Source organism: Pseudomonas sp. TMW22089 (assembly GCF_022496645.1).
GTDB classification, from domain to species: Bacteria; Pseudomonadota; Gammaproteobacteria; order Pseudomonadales; family Pseudomonadaceae; genus Aquipseudomonas; species Aquipseudomonas paraversuta.
Map to the genome: position 1 here is coordinate 41,306 of NZ_SCFG01000021.1, position 15,065 is coordinate 56,370.

14 protein-coding genes are annotated in these 15,065 nt (G+C 57.4%); 9 read left to right on the plus strand and 5 right to left on the minus strand.

The window, feature by feature from the left end:
- The first annotated feature begins 120 nt into the window (after positions 1-120).
- The 3 genes from modA to modC are packed head-to-tail and all read left to right on the plus strand — an operon-like array spanning position 121 to position 2,660.
- Entirely contained in the window at positions 121-888 is a 768-nt protein-coding gene (modA, locus tag EQV90_RS17160; protein ID WP_203008659.1) for a molybdate ABC transporter substrate-binding protein, read from the plus strand.
- Entirely contained in the window at positions 889-1,569 is a 681-nt protein-coding gene (gene modB, locus EQV90_RS17165) for a molybdate ABC transporter permease subunit (RefSeq protein WP_240878460.1), read from the plus strand.
- Positions 1,570-1,571: 2 nt separating this feature from the next.
- The gene (modC, locus tag EQV90_RS17170; RefSeq protein ID WP_127195360.1) at positions 1,572-2,660 is read left to right on the plus strand and encodes a molybdenum ABC transporter ATP-binding protein; all 1,089 of its coding nucleotides are present in this window, start codon (positions 1,572-1,574) and stop codon (positions 2,658-2,660) included.
- Here modC and EQV90_RS17175 read toward each other — a convergent pair.
- Complete coding sequence (locus EQV90_RS17175) at positions 2,652-3,947, minus strand: Wzz/FepE/Etk N-terminal domain-containing protein (RefSeq protein WP_003445751.1); 1,296 nt, start codon at positions 3,945-3,947, stop codon at positions 2,652-2,654. The two genes, modC and EQV90_RS17175, sit on opposite strands and share 9 nt — an antisense overlap.
- Before the next feature lie 474 nt (positions 3,948-4,421).
- On the opposite strand from EQV90_RS17175, the gene EQV90_RS17180 reads away from it, so the two are divergent.
- A complete protein-coding gene (locus EQV90_RS17180) occupies positions 4,422-5,357 on the plus strand; it encodes a LysR family transcriptional regulator (protein WP_003445752.1) in 936 nt (311 codons plus the stop codon).
- Positions 5,358-5,365: 8 nt separating this feature from the next.
- On the opposite strand, the gene surE is transcribed toward EQV90_RS17180, so the two are convergent.
- On the minus strand, positions 5,366-6,127 hold the full coding sequence (gene surE / locus EQV90_RS17185) for a 5'/3'-nucleotidase SurE (protein ID WP_003445754.1): 762 nt from the start codon (positions 6,125-6,127) through the stop codon (positions 5,366-5,368).
- Between the two features lie 90 nt (positions 6,128-6,217).
- Entirely contained in the window at positions 6,218-7,192 is a 975-nt protein-coding gene (hemB, locus tag EQV90_RS17190) for a porphobilinogen synthase (protein ID WP_003445756.1), read from the minus strand.
- A 192-nt stretch (positions 7,193-7,384) separates the two neighbouring features.
- On the opposite strand from hemB, the gene EQV90_RS17195 reads away from it, so the two are divergent.
- From EQV90_RS17195 to EQV90_RS17210, 4 genes are all read left to right on the plus strand, one after another.
- A complete protein-coding gene (locus EQV90_RS17195) occupies positions 7,385-7,681 on the plus strand; it encodes a winged helix-turn-helix domain-containing protein (RefSeq protein WP_010657033.1) in 297 nt (98 codons plus the stop codon).
- 54 nt (positions 7,682-7,735) lie between these two features.
- Positions 7,736-8,746, plus strand: coding sequence for an NAD(P)-dependent alcohol dehydrogenase (locus EQV90_RS17200; RefSeq protein ID WP_003445759.1), 1,011 nt, complete (start codon positions 7,736-7,738; stop codon positions 8,744-8,746).
- Positions 8,747-8,823: 77 nt separating this feature from the next.
- On the plus strand, positions 8,824-9,306 hold the full coding sequence (locus tag EQV90_RS17205) for a YbaK/EbsC family protein (protein WP_010657034.1): 483 nt from the start codon (positions 8,824-8,826) through the stop codon (positions 9,304-9,306).
- Between the two features lie 163 nt (positions 9,307-9,469).
- Complete coding sequence (locus EQV90_RS17210; RefSeq protein WP_160627744.1) at positions 9,470-11,341, plus strand: DUF3857 domain-containing transglutaminase family protein; 1,872 nt, start codon at positions 9,470-9,472, stop codon at positions 11,339-11,341.
- 66 nt (positions 11,342-11,407) lie between these two features.
- On the opposite strand, the gene pgm is transcribed toward EQV90_RS17210, so the two are convergent.
- Positions 11,408-13,048 (minus strand): phosphoglucomutase (alpha-D-glucose-1,6-bisphosphate-dependent), encoded by a 1,641-nt coding sequence (gene pgm / locus EQV90_RS17215; protein ID WP_240878461.1) that lies wholly within the window; start codon positions 13,046-13,048, stop codon positions 11,408-11,410.
- A 183-nt stretch (positions 13,049-13,231) separates the two neighbouring features.
- Between pgm and eco the strand changes: the two genes are divergently transcribed.
- Entirely contained in the window at positions 13,232-13,714 is a 483-nt protein-coding gene (eco, locus tag EQV90_RS17220) for a serine protease inhibitor ecotin (protein WP_003445767.1), read from the plus strand.
- Between the two features lie 113 nt (positions 13,715-13,827).
- Here eco and EQV90_RS17225 read toward each other — a convergent pair whose 3' ends face one another.
- A complete protein-coding gene (locus tag EQV90_RS17225) occupies positions 13,828-14,976 on the minus strand; it encodes a PQQ-dependent sugar dehydrogenase (RefSeq protein WP_003445769.1) in 1,149 nt (382 codons plus the stop codon).
- Between the last annotated feature and the right edge of the window lie 89 nt (positions 14,977-15,065).

Sequence of the window (15,065 nt, forward strand, 5' to 3'; positions counted from 1 at the left end):
TCACGGGGCACTGCGCCAGACAGCAAAACGCTATGTATTTTTTTATATACCGTTTATCTTCCTAGCGCCCGATACAACTCAATAAAGATGGGCCGCCCTCGCCTCTAACGGAGTTTCGTCATGAATGTACGCGTTCGATCCTTTACCCCCGGCGCACTTGCTGCACTGATCGGGTGTCTCGCTGTCACCGGCGTCCAGGCCGATGAAGTGCAGGTGGCGGTGGCAGCCAACTTCACCGCACCGATTCAGGCTATTGCCAGCGAATTTGAAAAAGACACCGGGCACAAGTTGATTGCCGCGTATGGTGCCACCGGACAGTTCTATACCCAGATTAAAAACGGTGCTCCGTTCGAAGTTTTTCTGGCGGCCGATGACAGCACCCCCGAGAAACTCGAAAAAGAAGGCGACATAGTTCCTGGCTCCCGTTTCACCTATGCCATTGGCACTCTGGCCTTGTGGTCTGCCAAGGACGGCTATGTCGATGATGCAGGCAAGGTGCTGGAAAAAAACCAGTTCAAGCATTTGTCCATTGCCAACCCGAAAGCGGCACCTTACGGCCTGGCAGCAACACAAGTGCTGGCTAAACTGGGCCTGACCGACAAGGTCAAGGACAAGATTGTTGAAGGCCAGAACATCACCCAGGCTTATCAGTTCGTGTCCACAGGTAATGCCGAGCTGGGTTTTGTCGCCCTGTCGCAAATCTTTAAAGACGGCAAAGTCAGTCATGGCTCTGCGTGGATCATCCCCGAGACCATGCACGATCCGATCAAGCAAGACGCAGTGATTCTCAAGAAAGGCGAGAACAACCCCGCCGCCAAGGCCCTGACCGAGTACCTGAAAGGACCGAAAGCCGAGGCCATTATCAAATCCTACGGTTATCAACTGTAAATGACGCTCTCGAGTGCTGACTTCGCCGCAATCTGGCTGACCCTGAAACTGGCGTCACTGACCACGGTCATTTTGCTTCTGATCGGCACTCCCATTGCACTGTGGCTGGCCCATACCCGGTCACGGTTACGGGGGGCGATCGGGGCAATTGTCGCCCTGCCTCTGGTATTGCCACCCACCGTGATCGGCTTCTATCTGCTACTGGCGATGGGGCCCCATGGTTATGTGGGCCAGTTCACCCAGGCCATCGGCCTTGGCACCCTGACCTTCAGCTTCGCAGGCCTGGTGATAGGCTCGGTCATCTACTCCATGCCCTTTGTCGTACAGCCTTTGCAGAACGCATTTACGGCCATTGGCCCCAGGCCACTGGAGGTGGCTGCCACTTTGCGCGCCAATCCGTGGGATACCTTCTTTAGCGTGGTCCTGCCCCTGGCGCGACCTGGTTTTATCACTGCTGCAATTTTGGGCTTTGCCCACACCGTGGGTGAATTTGGCGTGGTCTTGATGATTGGCGGCAACATTCCCGAGAAAACCCGGGTGGTTTCAGTACAGATCTACGATCACGTCGAAGCCCTGGAGTATGCACAGGCACACTGGCTGGCTGGCGCAATGCTGGTGTTTTCGTTTTTGGTGTTACTGGCGCTGTACTCGAGCCGCAAATCTCAAGCAAGCTGGAGTTGAGCATGACCTCGCAGATAAATGTCCGGCTGCAACTCAGTTACCCGGGATTTGACCTGGACCTGGACCTGCAACTGCCCGGCAAGGGGGTGACGGCACTCTATGGCCATTCCGGCTCGGGGAAAACTACCTGTTTGCGCTGCATAGCCGGACTTGAACGTGCCGGCCAGGCCTTTGTGCAAATCAATGATGAAGTCTGGCAGGACACCCAGAGCAATCTGTTCGTACCGGTACATAAACGCGCACTGGGTTACATCTTTCAGGAAGCCAGCCTGTTCCCGCACCTGTCGGTGCTGGCCAATCTGGAGTTCGGACTGCGGCGCATTGCGCGCAATGAGCGGCGGGTGGACCTGGCCCACGCCACCGAATTGCTGGGCATTACCCACCTGCTGCAGCGCACGCCCAATAATTTGTCCGGCGGCGAACGCCAGCGGGTCGGTATCGCCCGGGCGCTACTGACAAGCCCGAAGCTATTGCTGATGGACGAGCCGCTGGCGGCTCTGGACAGCCAGCGCAAGCGTGAAATCCTGCCCTATCTGCAACGTCTGCACGCCGAGCTGGATATTCCGGTGCTCTACGTGAGCCACTCCCAGGACGAAGTTGCACGTCTGGCTGACCATATGGTGTTGCTCAGTGAAGGCAAAGCGCTTGCCAGTGGTCCGATCGGTGAAACCCTGGCCAGGCTTGATCTACCCCTTGCTCGGGATGACGACGCCGGGGTGGTGATCGAAGGCAGGGTCGCTGCTTATGATGCGCACTACAACCTGCTGACCCTGCAACTGCCAGGCAGCACGCAACACCTGAGAGTTGCCCATGGGCCGCTGGCAGTCGGCCAGACGTTGCGGCTCAAGGTACAGGCCCGCGACATCAGCCTGAGCCTGGATCCCAGTGAGCACAGCAGCATTCTCAACAGCCTGCAGGCCACCGTCATCAGCGAAACCGGGGCTGATAATCAGGCCCATGTTCTGGTGCGGCTGGATGTGGATGGCTGTGCAATGCTGGCCCGTATCACCCGCTACTCCCGTGACCAGTTGAACCTGCATCCGGGGCAAAACCTCTGGATACAGGTTAAATCGGTAGCGGTATTAGTCTGAGTGATTGCCCTGCCAAGGTTCACGGCGGCGTTGCATGAGGTATCGAGCCGTTGCAATGGTCAGCCCCAGTAACAGCCCCACTGCCAGACCCAGTCCGATGATCAAGGCCTTTTTCGGCTTGATCGGATCAATCGGGGCTTGCGCCAGGCGGTCAATACTGACCAGCCCAAGTTGGCTCATATCGGTTTTCAAATTGCCCAGACGTGCCACTTCTGCGCGCAACGGATCGATGTTTTTCAGGAACAGGTCTTCGTTGGTACGCCTGCCGAGCATTTCGACCTGACGGTTGGTCTCAAGCAGCTGCAGTTCCTTGCCGATTTCCGAAACTCTTTTGTCCGTAAAATCATCAGAGGTGCGCTTGAGCAAGGCTGCGCGCTCTGCTTGCAGCGCCTGAGTACCCATGAAGTACAGCGGCGTAGCCTGTGAAGTGATTTCAGTGCGCATGAGATTGGAGGACCCGCCTTGAGCCACATCACCCATCGACGAGGGGGTGGTCGGACGGCTGATACCCAATGAGGTGGCGATGGCAATGGCTTCGTTCAACTGCGCAATGCGTGAATCGCGTTCGGCTCTGAGCTGCAAGCGCAAGGCCTTTAATTCGTCCTTGAGTTTTGCCGACTTGACCTTGTCTGACTCGGTCAGCGCAGCAATCTCACCCTCTTTATCGGACTGGTAGGCTGAACGTGCAGCATTGATCTTTCCGTCCAGCTCCCTGAGCCGGTTATTGATGATGACTTTCAGGTCGGCACTGATTTGCTCACGCTGGCTATTGATAGCGTATTCAACAAAACCGTTGAGGATCTCAACGCCATTGAGCGTATCCGGATAGGTAATTTCCAGTTTGATATACGGGCTCAATGAAGCCGCTTGCTTCGGATCGGGCTGGATCAGAGTGATCGCATCACGATTGAAAATCTCAAAACTTTGCTCAAGCGTACGGCCTTTGCGTGCCAGCGGCTTGAACAACTCTTCATGGGAGCGGAAGTAACTGTAGCGAGTGTCGTAGGACTCCAGTGCCGAACCGATCTTGAGCAACGCGTCTCGAGGGGGAAGCGTGTAGACATCCGAACGGTTAAGCGCATCAAGCTCGTTGATGGCCGCAGGACGCAACAGGGAACTGGCCTGATAGACAGGCTGCGCCAACAGGACGTAGCCCAGGGCAATACAACCGGCAGCGCCCATGGCTCCCGCGATCAACTTTTTTTGCTGCCAGAACGAATGAAACAGGTCCAACAGATCGATCTCTGCGCTTGAGTTGCCTGTTCGCTGCTGCTCGGTTTTTTTCAAAGTATACGCCCTGTGAACTGAACTCCTTGGCGAGTTCACCTCTTGACAATTAACGCTTAACTGCGCTTTAAAAATAAGCGTAGTGTCTGACAGCCTATTAAGAGAAAAGATCCCTCTGCTTTAGAATCAACTACATACCAGAATGAAATCAAGGTTTATCTAGAGACTGGCTGTCGTTTTTTTCGATTAAATTACTTACTTCACACTTCCAATAATGTGCCACTGCTAATTTTCAGATTTCTCCTACGACGAAATATCATACTGATCCTGGCCAACTGCTTTTCTACCCGCTATCGCAGCAGTCCCACTGCTGACGCACCTGCGCCCACCGCCATGCTTCAGGGCATCCAGCCCGCAGCCATTACTGCCTGTACGCGCCCTTGGGTAGCGCTATCAGATGGCGGAATATTTTCACGGTCTGTGTAATTATTGCCGCCACAAAAAAGCACGATTACGTGTGAGGTAATAATCAGCATGGATATTTATCAGGCAATGCGGGTGTTTGTCCGTGTGGTCGAGACAGGCAGTTTTACCGCTGCGGCTCAGGCGCTGGGCTATTCCACAGCGCAAACCTCGCGCTTGCTGTCTGAACTTGAATCCTCGCTGCAAGCCAGGCTGCTGCAGCGCAGCACACGGCGGCTGGCATTGACGGAGGTGGGTGCGCGCTATCTTGAGCGCTGCCGAATGATTCTTGGCGAAATAGAGGACGCAAATGCCGAAGCGGCCGGTGCCCATCTGATTCCCCGCGGCCATTTACGCGTGCAGTCCACCACCGGGCTGGGGATCCAGCTCCTGGCGCCACTGGTGGCCCGTTATTCGCAGCTGTACCCGCAGGTCGATGTCGATCTGACCCTGTCTCAACGTCAACCCGACTTGCTTGAAGAAGGCCATGACGTGGTGATCACGTTATCGGCCAACCTGCCCGACTCGGAAATGATCGGTCAGCAACTGGGGAGTATCTTCAGCGTCATCAGCGCGGCACCGTCCTACCTGCAAAGCCAGGGCACGCCCAAGACTCCCGACGACCTCAACCAGCACCGCTGCCTGCATCTGGTTGACCCGCTGTTTACCGACAGCTGGACCTTCCGCGATGACCAGGGTGAACAGTCGATTCGCCCCGGCAGCGTGTTTCAGGTCAATGTGGCTGAAGCGATGGCCCAGGCCGCCGAAGCCGGACTCGGGGTTTGCCTGTTGCCGGATTACGTGGCGGTCGGTTCCTATCAACGCGGTGCGCTGGTGCGCCTGTTGCCTCAATACCGGTTGCACGAAAAAAGCATCTACGCGCTTTACCCCTCGCGACGCTTTCTGGATGCCAAGGTCAAAACCTGGGTCGAGTTTCTCAAGCAGGAAATTCCGAAGGTGCTTGATCAGCACCAGGCCATCGTCGATGACCCGGCGCATTGGGCATAGCGTCAGACTTACCCTTGCAGTTGCTCGCGCAAGGCCTGGGCGGTGCGATCGAACTGCAGTGGGGTCACCGAAATCCCGCCCTGGGTGACAACCCGGGTTTCTGTATCGGCGGCTTCGGGGTGCTGGTGGCGGGTAATACTGAGCCAGTAATAGCTGGACTCGCGAAAGTCCGTGCGCTCGTTCACACTTACCCCGTCCATACGGCCATGGCCCTGGCGGGTGATCTGTACGGGGCCGGCCTGCTCGGGCGCAACGTCCGGGAAGTTGATGTTCAGGCACGCTGATTGCTCCCAGCCCTTGCCCAGCAACTGGCGAATCACCCCGGGCGCCAGTGTGCGGGCCGTGTCCCAGCGCACCGAGTCGCGACGGGTGAAGTACTGGCTCAGGGCAATGGAGGGGATGCCCAGCAACAGGCCGGTCATCGCCGCTCCCACTGTGCCGGAGTACAGGGTTTCGACCCCCAGATTGGCGCCTTTGTTGATGCCGGACAGCAATAGCTGCGGCGGGCTGTCCATCAACTGCTGCAAGGCCATCGCAACACAGTCGGCCGGGGTTCCGGACACCGAAAAACGCCGCTCGCCACGGGCAGTCACCCGCAACGGGTGATGGATGCTGATGGCGGTGGAAATACCGCTCTGGTCATGGTCCGGGGCGACCACCCAGACCTCGTCTGCCAGTTCCCGAGCCACAGCCTCAAGGGCCTCAAGACCCGGGGCGTCGATCCCGTCATCATTGGTAATCAAAATTCGTTGCAGTCGAGCGACCGTCATGCCTGAACTCCATGTTGTTGGGGAGTCGCCCAGAACGGCAAGGCAAAAGCCCGGATTGTCCGGCTCGCAACTTGCCGCTCGACGCTCCTGCTAGATGCCCTGCAATGCCAGATCCATCGCAAAGTAGGTCAGAATCATGTCTGCGCCGGCCCGCTTGATCGAGCCCAGGCTTTCACGAACAACCCGCGCTTCGTCGATGGCTCCGGCCAGGGCGCCGAACTTGATCATCGCGTACTCGCCGCTGACCTGATACGCCGCCAGAGGTAGACGCGAGGCTTCACGGACGTCACGAATGATGTCCAGGTACGCGCCGGCGGGCTTGACCATCAACACGTCGGCACCCTCCTGCTCGTCCAGCAGCGACTCGCGAATCGCTTCGCGACGATTCATCGGGTTCATCTGGTACGACTTGCGATCGCCTTTCAACGCGCTGCCACCTGCCTCACGGAAAGGACCATAGAGTGCCGAAGCGAACTTGGTGGAGTACGCCATGATCGAAGTGTCAATAAACCCGGCAGCATCCAGCGCGCTGCGGATGGCCTGAACCTGACCATCCATGGCCGCTGAAGGCGAGATGAAATCAGCGCCTGCCGCAGCGGCGGCAACGGCCTGCTTGCCCAGATTGATCAGGGTCGCATCATTGTCCACGCCATGATCGTGCATCACACCGCAATGACCGTGGGAGGTGTACTCGCAGAAGCAGGTGTCACTCATCACGATCATTTCCGGGGCGGTATCCTTGCAGATACGGGCCATGCGCGACACCAGACCGTCTTCACGCCATGAATCGCTACCTGTGGCATCCAGATGGTGCGACACGCCAAATGCCATCACCGACTTGATCCCTGCACGGGCATAGCGTTCGATTTCGCCGGCCAGTTTGGACTCGGGAATACGCATCACACCCGGCATGCTGGTGATAGGTACGAAGTCGTCGATTTCTTCTTCGACAAAAATCGGCAGCACCAGGTCGTTAAGGCTGAATTCGGTTTCCTGAAACATGTCGCGCAGGGTTTGCGAGCGGCGCAGGCGGCGAGGACGAACAGAAGGGAACTGGTTAGGCATCATGGTTCCTGATGGGCAGGTTCATAGACAGACGAGCCTTGGCCAAGGCTCAATGGCGCAACAAATACAGGATTGACCCTGCAATTGCAAAACATCCGGCCGGCCTGCGGCCTGTTGTCGCAGGCAGTAACTACATCCATGGCGCATAGGCTCCGGTTGTACATTTCGTAAAAATGCGTAACATCGCCGACCATGATTCTTGAACAGCTCAAAGCCCTGGGTAATGACACTCGCATGCAAATGATGGAGTGGCTCAAAGACCCGCTCAGCAATTTCCCGCGCCAGGATCATGGCGATCCTGCAATCGGCGTGTGCGTGACCCATTTGCAGCACAAGGCCGGTCTTTCCCCTTCCACTGCTTCGGCGCACCTGGCCATTTTGCAGCGTGCAGGCTTTGTCCTCACCACACGCATCGGCAAGTGGACGTACTACCGGCGCAATGAGCAGGCGATAGATGACTTTGCGGCTAGGCTGAAAGTCGAGTTGTAATTTTTAACCGATCATTTCGTTATTTTGCGTAATGTGAAAACTTGAGGACATCCCGTGAGCATTAAAACTATCTTCGTTGAACCCGGCGGCGGTTATCCAAATGTGGTCGTTGGCAGCAGCGAAGCACGCGCACCTGACAGTGGTGAAATCACTGTACGCTTACATGCCAACTCCCTGAACTATCACGACTTCGCCGTGGTAAGCGGCATGTGGGGACCGAGTCAAAAACGCATTCCCATGGCGGATGGCGCCGGTGAAGTGATTGCCGTCGGCAGTGCGGTCAGCGAGTTCAAGGTCGGCGATTCGGTGGTCAGTACTTTCTTCCCGGAGTGGATCGACGGCACCCCGCTGGTTGAGGGCTTTGTCAGCGTACCCGGTGATGGCATCGATGGTTATGCCCGCGAGCAAGTCACAGCCAAGGCCACCTCGTTTACCCTCGCCCCCACCGGCTACAGCCACGCCCAGGCCTCTACCCTGACCACCGCAGGTCTGACCGCATGGCGCGCCTTGATGGCCGATGACTCGCTCAAGCCCGGCGACACGGTGCTGGTCCAGGGCACGGGCGGGGTTTCGATTTTCGCCCTGCAATTTGCCAAAATGGCCGGCGCCACCGTGATCGCGACCTCTTCCAGCGATGAAAAACTCGAGCGTCTCAAAGCACTGGGCGCTGACCACGTCATCAACTACCGCAAGGACACTGCCTGGGGCGAGACAGCCCGTGCGCTCACCGGCGGTCGCGGGGTGGACCACATCATCGAAGTCGGCGGTCCTGAGACCCTAGAACAGTCGATGATCGCCATTCGCGTGGCCGGGCATATCTCGATCATCGGTATTTTGAGCGGCACCAGCGGCGCCATGAACTTTGTCCCGGCACTGATCAAGCAAGTGCGTCTGCAAGGGGTACTGGTAGGAAGCCGCAGCCAGCAACAGGACATGGTACGGGCGATCAATGCCAGCGGCATGCGCCCGGTCATCGACCGGCACTTCCCGCTGAGCGAGATTGTCGAGGCGTTCAAGTACCAGGAAACCAACCAGCATTTTGGCAAGATCGTGCTGGACATCTGACCCCATCACCGGTGGCGCATTGACAGTGCGTCACCGGCTTCTCTAGATTCAGGCATTTACCCAGAGAGCTGAGCCTGATGAGTCTTGAATCTGTCCGCGCATTTTTCCTCGCCAAAGCACCCGACCTGCACATCATTGAGCTGGCCACCAGTACCGCTACCGTAGCTCTGGCTGCCCAAGCCCACGGCGTTGAGCCCGGCCAGATCGCCAAGACCCTGGCCTTTCGTGTCGGTGAACGCAATGTGCTGCTGGTTGCCCGTGGCGATGCGCGTATCGATAACAAAAAAATCAAGAATGCCCTGGGCAGCAAAGCCAAGATGCTTGATGCCGATACTGTCGTGGCCCTGACCAGTCACCCCGTTGGCGGCGTTTGCCCGTTCGGGCTGGCGACCGATCTGGCGGTATATTGCGACATTTCCCTTAAAGCCTTCACTGAAGTGATGCCTGCAGCCGGCGCTACCCACACCGCTGTGCGTATCAGCCCCGAGCGAATGGCCGAACTGGTCAATGCCCAATGGGTCGATGTCTGCCAGGCCAGCCAAACCGAAGAGACCGTTTAAACCGCTCTATTACGGGGCTTACAGGGGCGAATGGCGGCTGTGCATATGGAAAATATGGATGCTATCGATTATCATTATCCACTTCATCTGCACCCTGCCTCGGCTTCAATAAACCAACAAATGCGTGGCCGGGTGCTTTTTTAAAGGACTAATTGAGGCGCCCATGCACCGCTTTTCTTTCAGCAAATCCTTGATTTGCGCCACCCTGGGGATTTTCACCCTGCCCGCTTCAGCGGCCTTTCAACCCGTATCCGAGGCCGCACTGGCCGGTGAATCGGACAGATCCTGTCACTTCAACGCGGACACCAGCTACGACTGCACCTCAACCTATAGCTACACCATCCTCACCAATAACGGTCGCGAAATGATTTCGCGTATCGACTTCAGCTTCCCGGAGTCTGACCGCCTGGAAATAATCAAGGCCGAATCGACCCAACCGGGCGCCAAACCGGTGGCACTGGCTGACACACAAATCGACACCCGGATGGCACCGAACCCGGACCAGGGTTTTTTACGCTTGAAGCAAACCTCGATCGCCTTCCCCAACCTGCGAATCGGCACGATGGTGAGCTATACCTTGCGCGAACACATAGCAGCCAAGCCGCTGAGTCATGAGTTTCACTATGTGCTGATGTTCCCCCCCAATGCGGTGCGTATGGACCGTTTTAAAAACACCTTCAGCGCTGAAAAGCCAATCGTGTGGCGCAGCGAAATGATGGAAGACTTCAGCTTTACTCCGTCGGCCGACAACAAAAGCCTGGTCATTGAACAGAAGGCACCGCGCTTCGTGAATTATGTCAATGAAGCCGGCAACGCTTATATTCGCCAGCTGCCAAGGGTTGAACTGGGCAGTTCGAGCAGCTTGCAGGATTACTTCGGCGATTTTGCCCGGCGCTACACCGAAATTACCGCAGCCAGACTGCCTGCCATCAGTGCCAGGGCAGTGGCCGGCCTTAAAGGCTTGCCGCCGGAGCAACAGGTATCGGGCCTGATGCAGCATATCCACGATAACTATCGTTATCTGGGCGACTGGCGAGCCAGCGATCGGGGCTATGTGCCTTTCACCCTCGCTGAAATCGAAGACCGCGGCTATGGCGACTGCAAAGACCTGGCGGTACTGCTCACAGCCATGCTCAACGCAAGCGGCATCGACGCGCAGACCACCTGGGTCAGCCGTGGCAACATGAGCCTGGGGCTTTTGCTGCCGGGCACCTCAGCACCCAATCACGCCATCGTACGGGCGCGGGTCAACGGTAAAGTCTGGTGGCTCGACCCGACCAATCCGGTGTTCTCGCCGGGGCGCTCCATGCCGGATATTCAGGATCGCTGGGCACTGGTGATAGACCCGCAAGGCGCAGTTCGCCGGGAACATATCCCGCAAGAAGAACCTGTTGTCAGCACCCTGGTGCGAAAACAGGAACACTTCAACCCTGATGGCACCGCGCGCACCAGCGCCGACATCGAAATGAGCCAGATGCGCCTGATGAGACTGAGTGTGGCCGATAACCAGTCGGGTATTTCTGGTACCGACCAGGACCTTTGCGACCGGTTCAGCAAGGAACAGACCGATTGCACGATCACACGCTCAGCCACCGGGTTTGTGGTACCCCACAAGTATCAGGTCAAGGCCGAACTGACCGACCTGCGCCCATTGAAGACACTCTCGGGCCAAAGCGTGTACCAGCCCGCCTTCATGACTGAACGCTGGGATGATTTGGTCAATTACCGCCGCACCGGGCAAAAGGCCGACTTGTATCTGGAAGATCCTGAAACCATGGACTACGAGATCACCCTGTCAGGGCTACAGGTTGCGCAGAACATCAAGAGCTGCACCGTTCGCTCGCCCTGGTTCGACATGGACCTCAATGGCAAACAGGTCGAGGGCCATTACCGTTACCAGTACCGCCTGACACAAAAGCAACGCTGGCTGAGCCATGACGACATCATGAGCGGCCCTTTCGAAGCAATGCTCAAGGAAGCCAGAAACTGCAACGATCAGATGCAGCAAGTGGTGACACTGCAAACCGCGGCCTGAGTTAATCAAACAGCTGCAAAAAAGCCTGGCCCTCTTGCGGGGGCCAGGCTTTTTTTGAGTCCGCTATCAGGCGATCGCGGTATCCACCAACACCTGGGCTTCTTCTACCAGACGGCTCAGGTGCTCGTCACCGATAAAGCTCTCGGCGTAGATTTTGTAAATGTCTTCAGTGCCAGAAGGGCGTGCCGCAAACCAGCCGTTTTTAGTCATCACCTTGAGTCCGCCAATTGCCTGATCGTTACCGGGCGCATGACTGAGAATCCCGGTAATGTCTTCGCCGGCCAGGCTTGTGGATTTGACTTGCTCCGGCGACAGCTTGCCAAGCAGGGCTTTCTGTTGCGGGGTAGCCTTGGCATCGACCCGGGTCGAGAACGGCAGGCCCAGGTCTTCGGTCATTTGCTGATACAGCTGCGAAGGATCACGACCGGTACGGGCCGTCATTTCTGCGGCCAGCAGCGAAGGAATCAGGCCGTCCTTGTCTGTCGACCAGACACTGCCGTCCAGGCGCAGGAATGAAGCCCCGGCGCTTTCTTCGCCACCAAAGCCCAGCGAGCCTTCAAACAGGCCATCGGCAAACCACTTGAAGCCCACCGGCACTTCGTACAGGCGACGGCCCAGACGGGCAGCAACCCGGTCAATCAACCCGCTGCTGACAACGGTCTTGCCAACGGCTGCGTCTGCACGCCAGTGCGGACGGTTCTGGAACAGATAGTCGATGGACACTGCCAGGTAGTTGTTGGGGGCCAACAGACCGCCTGAAGGGGTAACAATGCCGTGGCGGTCATGGTCGGGGTCGCAGGCAAAAGCCACGTCGAAACGCTCTTTAAGGCCAATCAACCCCTGCATGGCATAGCTGGAGGACGGGTCCATGCGGATGCGCCCGTCCCAGTCCACACACATGAAGCGGAAGGTTGGATCTACCGAGGTGTTCACCACTTCCAGGTTCAAGCCGTAGTGCTCGCCGATCGCCGGCCAGTAGTTCACGCCCGCGCCGCCCAATGGGTCCACGCCAAGACGCAGGTTGGCGCCGCGCAGGGTATCCATGTCGATCACGTTCTTCAGATCGGCGACATAGGTATTCAGGTAGTCGTGACGATGGGTGGTGTCGGCCTTCAAGGCCTGTTCGTAGCTGATGCGTTTGACACCCGCCAGCCTGGCTGCCAGTAACTCGTTGGCCTTGGCCTCGATCCACTTGGTGACATCGGTATCGGCCGGGCCGCCGTTAGGCGGGTTGTACTTGAAACCGCCGCTTTCAGGCGGGTTGTGCGACGGTGTAATAACCACACCATCGGCCAGGCCTGAAGTCCGACCGCGGTTGTAGCAAATAATGGCGTGGGAAATGGCCGGCGTCGGGGTGTATTCGTCATTGGCGGCGATCATGGTTTCGACGCCATTGGCGGCAAACACTTCCAGCGCACTGGCACCAGCAGGCGTCGACAGTGCATGGGTGTCGATGCCGACAAACAGCGGACCATTGATGCCTTTCATTTGCCGGTACAGGCAAATGGCCTGACTGATGGCCAATACATGCCACTCATTGAAACTCAGCTCAAACGAACTGCCGCGGTGACCGGAAGTACCAAAGGCCACACGCTGGGTGGCGATCGCTGCATCAGGTTGACCGGTGTAATAAGCGGTCACCAGTCGCGCAATATCGACCAGCAATTTCGCAGGAGCCGGTTTGCCCGCAAGAGGACTGAGAGTCATGCAAAACCTCGGGAAATAAATGATTCAGAGGAAAAAGGCAGTTTACTGGCAGTTCGACACTGGCGCGAAGCAATCTATCCCTGCAAGTGCATCTGTTTTGCACTTAAATAGCCTTTTAGTTGTCAGATACAGCCCATAGATTCATCTGAACGACATTTTTCTGTTCTGAAATAAGGAAGCAGCATGAAACCACTCTTGATCAGCGCGGCCCTGGCCCTTTCGCTGAGTACGCTGTGCAGCGTCGCCAACGCCGCTAAACTTGAGGATGTGGCGCCCTACCCTAAAGCCGAAGCGGGCTATAGCCGACAAGTCATTCACCTGCCCAAGCAAAAGAATGAGGACGACTACAAAGTCCAGATCATTGCCGGCAAGACCCTGCAGGTGGACTGCAACCAGCAGCGTCTGGGCGGCAAGCTGGAAGAAAAAACCCTCAAGGGCTGGGGCTATCCGATGTATCGCCTGAACAAGGTCAGCGGGCCGATGAGCACGATGATGGCCTGCCCTGAAGGCAAGTCGCACCCCGAATTTGTCCCCGTGGTCGGCGATGGCTTCATGCTGCGCTATAACAGCAAGTTGCCGATCGTGGTCTACGTGCCCAAGGACATAGAAGTGCGTTACCGGATCTGGTCGGCCTCCAAGCAGATCAAGCAGGCGGTCAGCGAGTAAACAATCAATAACCCTGGCAGGGAGCGACGGCTGCGACAGGCATCTTTAAATGCGCGAGCCCTGCGGGCTCGATCGCAGCCTTCGTTCCTCGTCAGCGACTATGGCTCTGCTGACTATTGCAAGCCGACGCGATACAACGCGCCGTTGCTTTCATCGGTCAAGACATACAAATAACCGTCCGGGCCCTGGCGCACGTCCCGGATACGCGCGTTCAGACCGCCCAACAAGCGCTCTTCATGCACCACCTTGTCACCATCAAGCTGTAGCCGGATCAGGTCTTTATCGGCCAGCGCGCCGATAAACAGGTTGTGCTGCCAGGGCTTGAAGCGCTCCCCATCGTAGAACGCCATCCCGCTAATGCCCGGAGACTTCTCCCACACATGATGGGGGCCTGTGGTTCCTTCGGCTGTTTTGCCCCCGGCTTCAGAGATGGGCTGCGAAGAATAGTCAATGCCATGGGTCGCCAGTGGCCAGCCATAGTTCTTGCCGCGCTCGATCAGGTTGATTTCGTCGCCGCCTTTGGGGCCATGCTCATGGCTCCAGAGTGTCCCGGTCCAGGGGTTCAAGGTGGCACCCTGCTGATTGCGATGGCCAAATGACCAGATTTCCGGGCGTACCCCTTGCTGCCCCACAAAAGGGTTGTCAGGCGGGATTCGACCGTCAGGGTATATGCGCACCACTTTGCCCTGCAGCTTGTCGAGGTCCTGGGCAGTCGGTCGCTGATTATTTTCGCCAAGGGCAATAAATAAATAGCCATCACGGTCAAACACCAGACGTGAGCCGAAATGGTTGCCGGTTGACAGTTTGGGCTCCTGACGAAAGATCACCTCAAAGTTGCTGAGTTTGGTCAGATCATCCGACAAGCGCCCGCGTCCAACCGTGGTCCCCGCTTTGCCGTCCTCACCACCCCCTTCGGCGTAGGACAGGTACACCAGGCGATCCTCGACAAAACTCGGCGACAGCACCACATCCAGTAGGCCGCCCTGCCCTTTGGCCCATACCTGGGGAACACCGGATAGCGGGGCAGACAGTTTGCCGGACGGGCTCACCACCCGCAGGTTGCCCGGAAGTTCGGTAACCAGCATGCCCTGCTTTTCCGGGAGAAAGGCCAGGGCCCAGGGATGTACAAGGCCCTCGACAACTGGCGTTGCAGTGACTGTTCCGGACTCGGAGGCAAAGGTCCGCTGGGCATCGGCATGGGCCATGACAGCCACATTGAGCAGCGAGGTGGCGCACAGCGTGGCCAGGGTTTTTCTCAACATTGGCTGATCCTTGTTCGATTAACGATTGTCCCGCGGCTGAAGCGATGGCGCCGTTGGCTTGATGGTCCGGGGTGGGGGCTGGCTACGCG

Bases quoted from the DNA above. Each gene is read 5' to 3' on its own strand.
- modA (WP_203008659.1), top strand. From the start codon at position 121: ATGAATGTACGCGTTCGATCCTTTACCCCCGGCGCACTTGCTGCACTG.
- modB (WP_240878460.1), top strand. From the start codon at position 889: ATGACGCTCTCGAGTGCTGACTTCGCCGCAATCTGGCTGACCCTGAAA.
- modC (WP_127195360.1), top strand. From the start codon at position 1,572: ATGACCTCGCAGATAAATGTCCGGCTGCAACTCAGTTACCCGGGATTT.
- EQV90_RS17180 (WP_003445752.1), top strand. From the start codon at position 4,422: ATGGATATTTATCAGGCAATGCGGGTGTTTGTCCGTGTGGTCGAGACA.
- surE (WP_003445754.1), bottom strand. From the start codon at position 6,127: ATGACGGTCGCTCGACTGCAACGAATTTTGATTACCAATGATGACGGG.
- hemB (WP_003445756.1), bottom strand. From the start codon at position 7,192: ATGCCTAACCAGTTCCCTTCTGTTCGTCCTCGCCGCCTGCGCCGCTCG.
- EQV90_RS17195 (WP_010657033.1), top strand. From the start codon at position 7,385: ATGATTCTTGAACAGCTCAAAGCCCTGGGTAATGACACTCGCATGCAA.
- EQV90_RS17205 (WP_010657034.1), top strand. From the start codon at position 8,824: ATGAGTCTTGAATCTGTCCGCGCATTTTTCCTCGCCAAAGCACCCGAC.
- EQV90_RS17210 (WP_160627744.1), top strand. From the start codon at position 9,470: ATGCACCGCTTTTCTTTCAGCAAATCCTTGATTTGCGCCACCCTGGGG.
- pgm (WP_240878461.1), bottom strand. From the start codon at position 13,048: ATGACTCTCAGTCCTCTTGCGGGCAAACCGGCTCCTGCGAAATTGCTG.
- eco (WP_003445767.1), top strand. From the start codon at position 13,232: ATGAAACCACTCTTGATCAGCGCGGCCCTGGCCCTTTCGCTGAGTACG.
- EQV90_RS17225 (WP_003445769.1), bottom strand. From the start codon at position 14,976: ATGTTGAGAAAAACCCTGGCCACGCTGTGCGCCACCTCGCTGCTCAAT.